Genomic DNA, 13,009 nt, shown 5'->3' with positions numbered 1-13,009 from the left:
TTTATATCGTTTGTCAGCGCGTGCCGTTTTTCTGTTCAATACCCATAGATTATTCACAGGCGAGGTGGGGTATGGAATCTCAGATCTGGGTTGTGAGCACGCTGCTGATCAGCATCGTGTTGATTGTATTAACTATCGTCAAACTGAAGTTTCACCCGTTTCTGGCGCTACTGCTGGCAAGCTTTTTCGTCGGTGCCATGATGGGCATGAGCCCGCTGGATATGGTTAACGCCATTGAGAGCGGGATTGGCGGCACGCTGGGCTTCCTTGCGGCGGTGATTGGGCTGGGAACGATTCTCGGCAAAATGATGGAGGTCTCCGGCGCAGCGGAACGTATCGGCCTGACGCTCCAGCGCTGCCGCTGGCTGTCCGCCGACGTCATAATGGTGCTGGTGGGCCTGATTTGCGGGATCACCCTGTTCGTTGAAGTGGGCGTGGTGCTGCTGATTCCGCTGGCGTTTTCCATTGCCAAAAAGACCAACACGTCGCTGCTGAAGCTGGCCATCCCGCTGTGTACGGCGCTGATGGCGGTGCACTGCGTGGTGCCGCCGCATCCGGCTGCGCTGTTCGTCGCCAACAAACTGGGCGCGGATATCGGAACGGTGATCGTTTACGGTCTGCTGGTGGGCCTGCTGGCCTCGCTGGTCGGCGGCCCGCTGTTCCTGCGGCTCCTCGGCAACCGCCTGCCGTTTAAAGCGGTGCCGGCTGAGTTTGCCAACCTCGAAGTGCGCAAAGAAGAGACCCTGCCGTCGCTGGGCGCCACGCTGTTTACGGTGCTGCTGCCGATCGGCCTGATGCTGGTAAAAACCATCGCCGAACTGAATATGACCAAAGGCGGCACGCTGTATATGCTGCTGGAGTTTATCGGCAACCCGATCACCGCCATGTTTATCGCCGTCTTTGTGGCCTACTACGTGCTGGGTATCCGCCAGAATATGGGCATGAGCACTCTGCTGACGCATACGGAAAACTGTTTCGGTTCTATCGCCAATATCCTGCTGATTATCGGCGCAGGCGGGGCCTTTAACGCCATTCTGAAAACCAGCGGCCTGGCCGATACGCTGGCGGTGATTCTGTCGAACCTCGATATGCACCCGATTCTGCTGGCCTGGCTGGTGGCGCTGATTCTGCATGCCGCCGTCGGTTCCGCCACCGTCGCCATGATGGGCGCAACCGCCATCGTCTCGCCGATGCTGCCGCTCTATCCCGGCGTGAGCCCGGAAATCATCGCTATCGCCATCGGCTCCGGTGCGATTGGCTGCACTATCGTGACGGATTCCCTGTTCTGGCTGGTTAAGCAGTACTGCGGGGCAAGCCTTAACGAAACGTTCAAATACTATACCACGGCGACCTTTATCGCTTCGCTGCTTGCACTGGCCGGTACATTCCTGCTTTCTTTCATCATCTGAGCGCAAAGAGACGTAATATGAAAAACGCTGACATGACCACTTTACTCGCCCAGTTTCCTCTACTGGAGGAGCTGATAGCCCTGAAAGAAACCACCTGGTTTAACCCGTCAACGACGTCGCTGGCGGAGGGGTTACCCTACGTTGGCCTGACGACTGAAGACGTTCAGGACGCCCACGCCCGCCTCGATCGTTTTGCGCCCTATCTGGCGGAAGCCTTTCCGGAAACCGCCGCCACCGGCGGTATTATCGAATCCGAGCTGGTGGCCATCCCGGCAATGAAGGCCCGGCTGGAAAAAACCTTTCGTCAGCCCATTGCTGGCGATCTGCTGCTGAAGAAAGACAGCCACCTGCCGATTTCCGGCTCGATTAAGGCCCGCGGCGGCATTTATGAAGTCCTGACCCACGCGGAAAAACTGGCGATCGACGCGGGATTGTTAAACACAGCCGACGACTACCGCAAGCTGCTGACCCCCGAGTTCAGGACGTTCTTCAGCCAGTACAGCATCGCCGTTGGCTCCACCGGCAACCTGGGGATGTCGATTGGCATAATGAGCGCGCGCATCGGTTTCAAGGTGACGGTCCATATGTCCGCCGACGCCAGAGCGTGGAAAAAGGCCAAACTGCGCAGCCACGGCGTGACGGTGGTGGAGTATGAAGAGGATTACGGCGTGGCGGTTGAGCAGGGGCGTAAAGCCGCCGAGTCCGACCCGAACTGCTTCTTTATCGATGATGAGAACTCGCGCACCCTGTTCCTCGGCTACTCCGTGGCCGGCGAGCGGCTAAAAGCACAGTTTGCCCGCGAAGGGCGCGTGGTGGACGCCAGTCATCCGCTGTTTGTTTATCTGCCGTGCGGCGTTGGCGGCGGCCCCGGCGGGGTGGCGTTTGGCCTGAAGCTGGCGTTTGGCGATAACGTCCACTGCTTCTTCGCCGAACCGACCCACTCCCCTTGCATGCTGCTGGGGGTGTATACCGGCCTGCATGACCAGATTTCGGTTCAGGATCTGGGAATTGATAATCTGACCGCCGCGGACGGTCTGGCGGTAGGCCGCGCTTCCGGTTTCGTTGGCAGGGCAATGGAGCGCCTGCTGGATGGGTTCTACTCTCTCGATGACCAGACAATGTACGACATGCTGGGTTGGTTAGCCGAGGAAGAAGGTATTCGCCTGGAGCCGTCCGCGCTGGCCGGCATGGCCGGGCCGCAGCGGGTCTGCGCCAGCCAGGCGTATCAGCAGATGCACGGTTTCACCGCCGGGCAGATGCGCAATGCGACCCACCTTGTGTGGGCAACCGGCGGCGGCATGGTGCCGGAAGAGGAGATGGCGCAGTATCTGGCAAAAGGACGGTAAACCTCCCGTCAGGTCAACGCGATGGCGACGAAGCTTCTTTCGTCGCCATTTTTTAGCGCAGCAGATGCATAAGCTCAACCGGCGAACGATGCTGATTGAGTAGATCGCGCAGAACGCGCATATAGGGGGCGCTCCAGCTATAAAACTGCCGGTAACCCTCGCATAGCGCATTGGAGCCATCCTCCAGACGCAGCTGCGGGCAGCCCCCACCGCATAATCTTAGCCAGGCGCAGCCCGCGCAGGCTGGCCCCGGCGGATTGTTGGCATACTGCACCGACTCGCCGCGCCAGGCGCGCAGCGTGGCCTCAAACAGCGGCACGACGATGCGGTTAGCATCTTCTTTAACCCAAATCGCAAACACCGCGCAGAGGAAATCCCCCCACAGCCGGGCGTCGGAAGGTTGCAGATGGGGAATAAACTTGATGGCCACGGCTCCCTGAGCGCTCAGCTGATGGTAGACACGCTCGGGGCGTTGGCACGCCTGACGATCGATAATGACTTCCTGTACCGGAAAATCGCTCGCCAGCGATTTGCAGTTCCCGCAGTGCCGATCGTCACCGTAATCGGCCTGACATCCTGTCATGTCATATCCTTAATAAACAAAATCACCTGTCGTATATGGGTTACAGCAAACAACAATGACAGGGAAAGTACTGCGAATGCGATCAAAAATTTGTCACGAACTGCCTGCGGCTGAGCAAAATCGCTTTGCTCAACGTTCATCAGATTGCGGCTGCGGGTATAGCGCCAGAGGATGAGGGCGGCGAACGGCAATATGCACAGCGAAATCCAGAATGCGATCCCCGCCTGATGCCAGTGGTGCTTAATCGCCAGCGCCAGCAGCGCGCCATAGCCTAAAAGGGTGCGAAACCAGGCCAGCGACGTACGCTCCGGCTGCAGGCCCGGATCGCTCTCGCGACGCGCCCGGCGATTATCCGGCATAGAGCACCAGCGCCATCACCACCACGATGACGAGGGTCAGCAGAATACTGATCAGCAGCAGCGTGCGGGTATAGGGAAGATCCTGTTTCAGCCGCATCGCCTTTTCGTTGCTCAGCCAGCGTATATAGCCGTAAATCGCCAGACCGCCGGCAAACAGGCACAGCAGCAGCGCCAGAATTTCGCGAATCAGCGGCGTAGCGAAATCCGGCGCCAGCTGGTCCAGGCCGACGCCACCGGCTAAAAAGCCAAGCGAAGTGCGGATCCACGCCAGAAAGGTACGTTCATTCGCCAGCGAGAAGCGGTAATCCGGCGCTTCACCAAGGCGGGATATTTTCATCATGACTCCTTGATGGATTCCCGGTTGCGTAAAATACCGCCGATTCTACCTGACTGCCAAAGCGGAGGGCATTAATAATCGCCCCGTTTCAGAGGAAGCTCAGGCCTGATAACCGCATAAAGTCGGGCTATCAGGCCGATAAATGAATAACCGGCACCCTGTGGCTGCCGGTCAGCAGGATTAATGCAGTTCCGGCCAGTACGCTTTATTGGCCGCAATCAGGTCATCAAGAATCGCTTTCGCAACGGATGCGCTCGGCACGGTTTTCGACAGCGCAATGGCCTGCCACAGCTTGTGATAAGAGCGCTGTTCCCAGGCATCCACCACCAGTTTTTCCACCGCAACCTGCTGGCTCATCATCCCTTTCTGGAAGTGGGGAATGTCGCCTACCGTCAACGGCTCCGGTCCATTGTGGCCAACCAGGCACGGAATTTCCACCATCGCATCGGCGTCAAAGTTATGAATCGCCCCGTTGTTTGGCACAATCAGCAGCATGCGTTCCTGAGTATTAAAGGCAATCGCCGCTGCCAGATCGACGATATAGGACGCGTGTTCGTCAATTTCCAGATCGCCTGCGGACGAGTGGCCAGCGGCAATAATGGCCCGGCAGGCGCTAAAGACGTTTTTCTCACGGTGGTCCATCACCTCGTTGGCGCGGGTGCGTTCCGGATTGGAGTGCGCCACGACGTAGTCCGGGAACAGATAATACTTAAGGTAAGTATTCGGCATCGTATCCGGATCCAGCGCCTGCACGTCCTTCGCCTTGGCGAAGGTGTCGTTCCAGCTCGCCTCGGTATGGGGATCGTTTGATGGCGGAACATAGCCGAATTTCGCCACATGTTCGCGCAGTTTCGGCATCAGATCGTTACCCTGCAGATCTTCAATCGAGGTCCACCAGCCGAAGTGGTTCAGCCCATAGTAGCGCACGCGCATCTGCTTGCGGTCCTTGAGGCCGACGATTTGCGCCATCCGCCCTTCGATACCGATCGGCATATCGCAAATGTTGAGAATTCTGGCGTTCGGACGCAGGCGACGGGTCGCTTCCGCCACAATGGCCGCCGGGTTGGAGTAGTTCAGCATCCAGGCGTTCGGCGAATATTTTTCCATATAGTCCACCAGCTCCAGGACGCCGCCGATGGAGCGCATACCGTAGGCGATACCGCCAGGGCCGCAGGTTTCCTGCCCCAGCACGCCGTGGCGCAGCGGAATTTTTTCATCTTTTTCACGCATCGGGTATTTGCCCACGCGGATATGCGCCATCACGAAATCAACGTCGGTAAAGGCCACCTGCGGGTCGGTGGTATAGCTGAATTCAATCTCCGGCGCCTGCTCTTTGAGGATCACTTTGCACGCCTCGGCGATGGTCTCCTGACGCGCGCCATCGTTGTCGTAAAATTTCAGCGACCGCAGCGGGAAGCGATCCTGGTTCGCTAACAGCATCAGCACGATGCCCGGGGTGAAGGTACTGCCGCCGCCTGCGATAACAACTGAGAATTTTTTCATGATACTGCCTCCGTCATGGTGGTTTGTTCGGTCTGTAGAGAATCTTTGATGAGGGTTTCCAGCTGGTCACGGACCTGAGGGACGTGCAGGCCGACGATGACCTGAATTCCGTTGCCGCGGCGGACTACGCCGTGGGCGCCCAGCGCTTTAAAGACGTCGTCGCTTTGCGTCTTCGCCATATCGACCAGCGCGATGCGCAGTCGGGTGGCGCAGTTATTAATGCTTTCGATATTGCCCGCTCCGCCCAGCGCCTGCAGGAAGCCGGCGGCCTGGCCCAGTTTGGTATCCGCTGCCCCCGCGGCGCTGGTTTTGCCGCGCGCGGCCTGATAATCCGCTTTGCTATAGAGCTTAATTTCACTCTCTTCGCGGCCCGGCGTTTTCAGGTTCAGGCGCAGAATCAACGTGCGGAAGATGACGAAGTAGAGTGCGGTGAAGCACACGCCAACGCCTATCTGGATAAACATCATTGAGGCATGGTTGTGGAACATGGGGATCCAGTTTTGCGGCAGGAACTGGTCGAGCAGGCCGCCGCCAAAGTTGCCTACCACGCCGCAGATATACATCACCGTCGCCATAGTGGCCGCCAGCACCGCATGGACGGCAAACAGCAGCGGCGAGATAAACAGGAAGGTGAACTCTAACGGCTCGGTTATTCCCACCAGTACGGCGGTCAGGGTGGCGGGAATCAGCAGACCGGCGACTTTCACGCGATTTTCCGGCGCGGCGGTGTAGTAGAGCGCCAGCGCGATACCCACGGAACCAAAGACCTTCGAGTTACCGTGCAGCGCGAATCCGCCTTCCGGGAACAGGGTTTTCAGCGCCTCGGTACTCTGGCTGAACTCATGTAAATGCTGCGCCCAGTAAACCTGAATACCGCTTTCCACTACCGCCGGGCCGAAAATAAACGGTCCGTAGACAAAGTGATGTAAACCGGTCGGGATCAGAATGCGCTCAAGGAAAATATAGACCCAGACCCCCAGCGCCCCGGCCGAGCGTAAGAAGGCCTGCAGCGATTCAATGCCCATCTGCACTTTTGGCCAGCCAAGCAGGGTCAGCCAGGCGCAGGGGATCATCGCCAGGAAGGCGACAATCACCACAAACGAGGAGCCCTGGAAAATCCCCAGAAACACCGGCAGCGGTTTATCGAAGTAGCGGTTATGCAGGGCGGTCACCAGCCCGGAGATAACGATCGCGCCGATAATGCTGGTATCGAGCGTTTTAATCCCGGCCATCATCGTCAGGCCACTGCCTGCCGTCGGCTCCACGGAAAAATCGACGCCGAAGAAGTGGCCCCAGGTCATTCCCATGGCGTTGATGAAGTAGTTCCAGGTGAGGAAGCTGACCAGTACCGCCAGGCAGGCCCGGCCCTGGGCCTGTTTCGCCAGGCCGATCGGCAGACCGACGGCGAAAATCAGCGGCATATTACGAAAGACGGTCCAGCCGCCCTCTTCAACAATGTGAACGATCTGAGCAAATAAACTATCGGGTGCTGTGAGCGCTTCCCCGACGAACATCGGGTTGCGCAGCATAATGGCGATACCCACCACGATCCCGGCGAAAGGAAAGAGTAAAACCGGGGTAAACATGGCGCCGCCAAAGCGTTGTATTTGACTGAGCATTTGAAAATCCTCATATAACAACTCATAGGGTGAGTGGCCTTATCCATACCCGGCATGCTTCACGTACCGCGGTGAATGATTCAGGGTAATTATTTGTACTGGCCTGAAACGAGAATAGAAATTTGCCCGGTCGACAACATGCGGCGCCGTTACGATTCGTGATCGCTTTCATGGTTTTAATTGCGCCAATGTTGTCTACTTTTTAAGTAAAAATTAGACATTCTGAATTGCGCTTATTACGCCTCTGTAACCAAGCGTATTTATCCATATGTATTAACTCTATTTTTAAAGCTAATAATCCGTGCATCATCGTTTTCAACTGAGTGAATAGAGGTCTACTGGTGATCTACAAATCCATCGCCGACAGATTACGTTTGCGCCTCAACTCCTCCGATTTCGAAGTCGGCAGCCCGCTTCCCGGGGAAAAAAAGCTGGCGGAAGAGTTCGGCGTTGCGCGCATGACTATCCGCAAAGCCATCGATCTGCTGGTCACCTGGGGACTGGTGGTGCGTCGGCACGGCTCCGGCACCTACGTCGCCCGCAAAGACCTGCATCATGAAACCAGCAATCTGACCGGGCTGGCCGAGGTGCTGCGCAAGCAGGGTAAAGAGGTGGTCAGCCGGGTATTGGTTTTTGAGGTGATGCCCGCCCCCCCGGCTATCGCCAGCCTGCTGCGGATACAAATTGATGAACGGATCTACTTCTCGCGCCGGGTGCGCTATGTCGATGGCAAGCCGCTAATGCTGGAGGACAGCTATATGCCGGTGAAGCTGTTTCGCAATCTGTCGCTGGTGCATCTGGAAGGGTCGAAGTTCGATTACATCGAGAAGGAGTGTGGCATAACCATTAGCGGCAACTATGAAACGCTGTCGCCGGTGCTGGCGGACAGGCAGCTGGCGCAGTCGATGAACGTGCCGGAGCAGACGCCGCTGCTGCGTATAACCTCCCTGTCCTACAGCGACAGCGGCGAGTTTCTTAACTATTCGGTGATGTTCCGTAACGCCAGCGAGTATCAGGTGGACTACCACCTGCGGCGCGTCCAGGCGGAGAATCCGTTAACCTATCCCCCAGAACAGCACCGCCAGTAGCTGCGGCGTGATAATACGTAAGAACATGACCAGCGGATAAACGGTCGCGTAAGAGAGCGCCGCCGCGCCGCTGGTGGCATGCAGGTTGTTGGCAAAGGCCAGCGCGGGCGGGTCGGTCATTGAACCGGCCAGCATCCCGCACAGGGTCAGGTAGTTCATCTTCGCCAGCATCCGCGCCAGAATACCGACAGCCAGCAGTGGGATAGCGGTGATAAAGATGCCGTAGACAATCCAGCTCATGCCATCACCGTCAATCAGCGTCGCCACAAAATCGCCGCCGGATTTCAGGCCAACCACCGCGAGAAACAGCACAATGCCCAGCTCGCGCAGCGCAAGGTTAGCGCTGGGCGGCATAAACCAGTAGAGCTTACCGATGCTGCCGATACGCCCGAGGATCAGCGCCATAATCAGCGGCCCCCCTGCCAGGCCCAGCTTCAGCGCCGCCGGGAACCCCGGAATAAACAGCGGAATGGAGCCCAGCAGCACGCCCAGGCCGATACCGATAAATACCGGCAGCATCTGCACCTGCTGCAGTTTTTGCTGGGCGTTGCCCAGCTCGGCGGCCACCGCGTCAATCGCCTCCGGACGGCCGACGAGGTTAAGAATATCGCCGAACTGCAGGCTGGCATGGCTGCTGGCGACCAGCTCAACCCCGGCGCGATTGAGTCGCGAGATCACCACGTCATAGCGCTGTTTAAAGTGCAGATCGCGTATGCGTTTACCCAATACTTTTTCGTTAGTGACCACCACGCGCTCGACTTTCAGATCGGTACCGCGCGTGGAGAGCGAAGTGGAAACCTCCTTGCCAATCACCAGCTGGGCATTGTGTAAATCCTCCGGTCGCCCGACCAGGTGCAGCAGGTCCCCGAGCTGAATCAGGGTATTCGGCGCGGGCACCATTAGCATCTCCTCGCGCTTGAGGCGCGAGCAGATCAGCTTGTCGCTGTTAAGCATCGGCACATCCTGAATCGCCATATTGTTCAGGTTGGGGTTTTCGACCCGCACGTTGATGGTCTGAAGATGCGCGTGGCCGTTGCCGCTGATCTCGTCAAACTGCTGGGCTTCTTTCTCGACGTTGATGCGGAAAAACAGTCGCACCAGCCACATGGTCAGCAAAATGCCGCAGATACCAAACGGATAGGCCATGGCGTAGCTCATCCCCATCTGATCGACGGTATCAAGCGGCACGCCAAGGTCGCGCAGGATCTGCTGCCCGGCCCCCAGCGCAGGCGTGTTGGTTACCGCGCCGGAGAAGATACCGAGCACCACGGGAAGAGGGATATCGAACAGTTTATGCAGGACCGCGGTGACCAGGCCGCCGAGAATGACGATCAGAATAGCGAAGAGGTTCAGCCGCAGGCCGGAGACGCGCAGCGAGGCGAAGAAGCCCGGCCCCACCTGAATACCGATGGTATACACGAAGAGAATCAGGCCAAATTCCTGAATAAAGTGCAGCATAGGGCTGCTGAGCGTAATGCCCGCCTGGTCCACAAAGTGGCCGACGATAATACCGCCAAACAGCACGCCTCCGATACCGAAGCCGACGCCGCGCACTTTTACATTGCCGATCCACAATCCGACGACCGCCACCAGCGCCAATACGCTAACGGTCAATGCTATATCACTCATCGTCTCTTCCCTGTGTATAACATTACTCACAATGAGGATTATGACCGGTACTCACCAGGCTGTATGCCGCCTGGCGCACAATAATCACGGGATCAGCCAACGACCATTTTGTTGAACACAGCAAGAAAGGACAAAGTAATGCGTATCACGCACAAAAAAGCCCCGAACATCGGGGCTTTATAGGTGGTTAGCTTAATTAGCTATCTAACGCGGGGCGCTCGCTGATGGCGATACGCTGCGGGGCGATCTGTTCCGGCTCGTTGCGGGTCAAATCGATATGCAGCAGGCCGTTGGTAAAGGTTGCCCCGGAGACTTCCATATTTTCGGCGAGCGTGAAGCTCAGGCTAAACGCCTGGTTAACCAGCCCCTGGTGCAGCCATTTGGTCTCTTTTTCCGGCTGCTGCGGCGCGCCTTTTACCGTCAGGCGCGTGCCTTCAAGCTGGATATCCAAATCTTCCTGACGGAAACCGGCCAGCGCAAGGGTAATGCGATAGTGGTTGTCGTCGCTTTTTTCGATGTTATAGGGCGGGAAGCTCTGGCTTTCACCGGCGGTTTGTAGCGCGTTGGCCAGTTTGTCAAAACCGATCCATTGACGCAGCAGCGGGGATAAATCGTAGTTACGCATAGTCTTTCTCCTTCTAAGAAGCGAGTGGATATCTGCAAATCCTGTGGATTCGCCTTTGCCCCCTGACGGCGGGCAGTTTTTTTGAATGAATACCGGGCCGCCTTCGCGGCCCAACAAATTAGTTGATCTCGATACGGCGCGGCTTATTCGCTTCAGGAATAACTCGCTCAAGGTCGATATACAGCAGACCGTTTACCAGGTTGGCGCCGCGAATATGAATATTTTCCGCAAGCTGGAATTTACGCTCAAAATTGCGTTCAGCGATGCCCTGATACAGGTAAGTGCGCTCTTTCTGCTCGGCGGCATGGGCGCCTTTTACGATAAGCAGATTATCCTGCGCGGTAATTTCCAGTTCGCTCTCGGCAAAACCGGCAACGGCAATCGCGATGCGGTAGTTGTTCTCGTCTACTAACTCAACGTTGTACGGAGGATAGCCGCCATTACTCTGGCTTTGATTATTTTCTAACAGATTGAAAAGGCGGTCGAAACCAATAGCAGAACGATACAGCGGGGAGAGATCGAAATTACGCATAATACATAGCTCCTGAAATCAGCGAGAATTATCTGACCTTCCATCATGGACAGGCCGTTATTACCCGGAATACCCATTCGGCGTATTCTCCGGGAGACACATTCCTAAAATGGGTATATCCATGACCTTTTCAAGGGGAAATGGGCAATTTTTTTTGCAGTTTGCGGTCTATTGCTTAGACTGGAGGGACAGCACAAAAGGCAAAGTGCGACGCCTGCCACAGTGCGGCGCAATGGCACTATGCATCCATGGAATGGCCCGATATAACCGATATGTACGCCATTCTTCGGGCCGCGGCTCTGTTGGCTGCGCCCTGCATGATTTTGTACATAGAAGGTTCTATCAACGCCCGTAACGATGACGGAAAAATGATGAAAAACGGTCTGTTAAAGCTGGTCCTGTTTAGCGGGATGATAAGTTTAGGCGGTTGCTCCAGCGTGATGTCACATACCGGCGGTAAGGAAGGAACCTATCCGGGAACGCGCGCCAGCGCGCAAATGCTGGGAGATAGCGATGCCAACTGGGGTACGAAATCCCTGGTGGCGCTGGATATGCCGCTCACGGCCGTTATGGACACGCTGCTGCTACCGTGGGATATGTTCCGCACCGATAGCTCGGTTAAATCGCGCGTGGAAAAGAGCGAGAAAGAGACGCTGGCGACCAATGCCGTGATCCCGCCAGCGCCAATGCCGACCCCCTGATTTAGCGCGCCGTTGCGGTTACCCACAGCTGGCGGTAACCGTCCACCTCCTCCATCCAGGCAAGCCGTTTGCCGTCTGGCGAAAAGACGACCGCGTCGGCCGAAGGCGGATTGGCATGCCCATCAGTCAAAAAGTCGATTTCCCCGCTTCGCGCATCACAAAGCGCGATGCGGTTTTCCAGCACAAAGCCCAGCCATTTTCCTGACGGATGCCAGTTAAACGCCGACTGGATATCGGATCGGCTGTTGGTCAGCTGCCGCAGCTTGTCTCCCTGCGCCGAGATAAGCCACATTTGCACCACGCCGGCCTCGTCGCGCATCAGAAAAGCGATGTCCGTTGCCGACGGATTAGCGCGCACCCAATGACGCGGCGTATTCACCAGTCCCGGGTAACGGCGTTGGTGGGTAAACGTTAAGCGACGCTGAACAACGCCGGCAGGGGGAGCCGGCATCGTGGTTTCCGTTCCTGCCAATGGCGCATCGCCAGACTGCTTCCAGCCCTGCTCGCTCTCCGGCAGCTCGACAATAAATAGCTCCGGCACTTTGTCGCCATTTACCGCCAGCGTATCGCCAATAAACGCCAGCGCCCGGTTGCCCACCCAGCCCTCTTCATAGGCGCGATTAATCTCGTCGCTGCCCGGCGCGGGGGTTGGCGTTGTGCGGCTGACCAGCACGCACCAGTGGCTGCCGCCGTATTCTCGTGGATGATCCCCACGCGGTACTACCGGGCCATAGGGAACCGCCACGCCAACGTTGCGCAAATCCAGCGCCGGATCGCGTTCATGCAGCACGTGGTCGTTATAGGTAAAGCTGACAAATTCGCCGCTCGGGCTGAAGACATGCACATGGCTGCCGCCGCGCAGCGCGCCGGGAGTATAGGGGGCGGAAATATCCATCGCATCGAGGTTGTGCGTATCTCCCTGCCAGGAGACCACGCCGCGACGATGGTGGAAATCGTAATGCCAGCGCTCGTCAGGGTTTTCCGGGCCGTGGATAAAGACATATTTATCTATCGATGGATGAACGGTCACCACGCCAACGTACGCGCCCTGTCCGGCACGGTAGAGGATCTCAACCTCTCCCGTCTCGACATTCACCCGCTCGATGGTTTCGCCGGTAAAAGAGGCGCCAGAGGGACGAACGTCAAAGACCAGCCACCGGCTGTCCGCCGTCCAGGCGCGCGTGTTGGTAAGCTGATGATGACGGGGAGCAAAGGTGACTTGTTTCATAAACATACCCTGATGCGAGACTTTCGCATCAGGGTATCGTATCGGAAAGA

At 57.2% G+C, this 13,009-nt stretch carries 13 protein-coding genes and 1 other annotated feature; of the genes, 4 read left to right on the top strand and 9 right to left on the bottom strand.

Annotated features, from left to right (window positions below):
* Positions 1-71 precede the first annotated feature (71 nt).
* Positions 72-1,409 (top strand): D-serine transporter DsdX, encoded by a 1,338-nt coding sequence (gene dsdX / locus F8562_RS03230; RefSeq protein ID WP_014839844.1) that lies wholly within the window; start codon positions 72-74, stop codon positions 1,407-1,409.
* A gap of 17 nt (positions 1,410-1,426) precedes the next feature.
* On the top strand, positions 1,427-2,755 hold the full coding sequence (dsdA, locus tag F8562_RS03225; protein WP_014227321.1) for a D-serine ammonia-lyase: 1,329 nt from the start codon (positions 1,427-1,429) through the stop codon (positions 2,753-2,755).
* Positions 2,756-2,807: 52 nt separating this feature from the next.
* Here dsdA and F8562_RS03220 read toward each other — a convergent pair whose 3' ends face one another.
* The 5 genes from F8562_RS03220 to F8562_RS03200 form a co-directional block, all read right to left on the bottom strand.
* Positions 2,808-3,338, bottom strand: a complete 531-nt coding sequence (locus tag F8562_RS03220) for a radical SAM protein (protein WP_014839845.1) — start codon at positions 3,336-3,338, stop codon at positions 2,808-2,810.
* Positions 3,335-3,697, bottom strand: a complete 363-nt coding sequence (locus F8562_RS03215) for a DUF202 domain-containing protein (RefSeq protein WP_014227322.1) — start codon at positions 3,695-3,697, stop codon at positions 3,335-3,337. Before F8562_RS03215 ends, F8562_RS03220 begins: the two co-directional genes overlap by 4 nt.
* A complete protein-coding gene (locus F8562_RS03210) occupies positions 3,687-4,034 on the bottom strand; it encodes a YidH family protein (protein WP_004855665.1) in 348 nt (115 codons plus the stop codon). Before F8562_RS03210 ends, F8562_RS03215 begins: the two co-directional genes overlap by 11 nt.
* A gap of 180 nt (positions 4,035-4,214) precedes the next feature.
* Complete coding sequence (locus F8562_RS03205) at positions 4,215-5,537, bottom strand: 6-phospho-alpha-glucosidase (RefSeq protein WP_014839846.1); 1,323 nt, start codon at positions 5,535-5,537, stop codon at positions 4,215-4,217.
* Positions 5,534-7,156: an alpha-glucoside-specific PTS transporter subunit IIBC gene (locus F8562_RS03200; protein WP_014839847.1), complete on the bottom strand. Its 1,623-nt coding sequence runs from the start codon at positions 7,154-7,156 to the stop codon at positions 5,534-5,536. The genes F8562_RS03205 and F8562_RS03200 overlap by 4 nt, the downstream gene beginning before the upstream one ends.
* Positions 7,157-7,497: 341 nt before the next feature.
* On the opposite strand from F8562_RS03200, the gene F8562_RS03195 reads away from it, so the two are divergent.
* Positions 7,498-8,244, top strand: a complete 747-nt coding sequence (locus F8562_RS03195) for a GntR family transcriptional regulator (RefSeq protein ID WP_014227323.1) — start codon at positions 7,498-7,500, stop codon at positions 8,242-8,244.
* Here the strand turns inward: F8562_RS03195 and F8562_RS03190 are convergent.
* The 3 genes from F8562_RS03190 to ibpA form a co-directional block, all read right to left on the bottom strand.
* The gene (locus tag F8562_RS03190; RefSeq protein ID WP_004855675.1) at positions 8,212-9,873 is read right to left on the bottom strand and encodes a putative transporter; all 1,662 of its coding nucleotides are present in this window, start codon (positions 9,871-9,873) and stop codon (positions 8,212-8,214) included. The two genes, F8562_RS03195 and F8562_RS03190, sit on opposite strands and share 33 nt — an antisense overlap.
* Positions 9,874-10,069: 196 nt before the next feature.
* A complete protein-coding gene (gene ibpB, locus F8562_RS03185; RefSeq protein ID WP_014227324.1) occupies positions 10,070-10,498 on the bottom strand; it encodes a small heat shock chaperone IbpB in 429 nt (142 codons plus the stop codon).
* A gap of 118 nt (positions 10,499-10,616) precedes the next feature.
* Positions 10,617-11,030: a small heat shock chaperone IbpA gene (ibpA, locus tag F8562_RS03180; RefSeq protein WP_004126917.1), complete on the bottom strand. Its 414-nt coding sequence runs from the start codon at positions 11,028-11,030 to the stop codon at positions 10,617-10,619.
* Positions 11,024-11,098 (bottom strand) — a sequence feature (ROSE (Repression Of Heat Shock gene Expression) occurs in the 5'-region of heat shock genes and acts as an RNA thermometer to modulate expression.). It overlaps the preceding gene by 7 nt.
* A gap of 300 nt (positions 11,099-11,398) precedes the next feature.
* Here ibpA and F8562_RS03175 point away from each other — a divergent pair.
* A complete protein-coding gene (locus F8562_RS03175; protein WP_032694303.1) occupies positions 11,399-11,731 on the top strand; it encodes a YceK/YidQ family lipoprotein in 333 nt (110 codons plus the stop codon).
* A gap of 1 nt (position 11,732) precedes the next feature.
* On the opposite strand, the gene F8562_RS03170 is transcribed toward F8562_RS03175, so the two are convergent.
* Entirely contained in the window at positions 11,733-12,959 is a 1,227-nt protein-coding gene (locus tag F8562_RS03170; protein WP_014839849.1) for a DUF3748 domain-containing protein, read from the bottom strand.
* Positions 12,960-13,009: the final 50 nt, after the last annotated feature.

It is taken from the genome of Klebsiella sp. RCJ4, assembly GCF_009025755.1.
Classification (GTDB): domain Bacteria; phylum Pseudomonadota; class Gammaproteobacteria; order Enterobacterales; family Enterobacteriaceae; genus Klebsiella; species Klebsiella michiganensis.
Note: the sequence above shows the minus strand (reverse complement) of the source record. Positions and strands in the feature narration are given on the sequence as shown.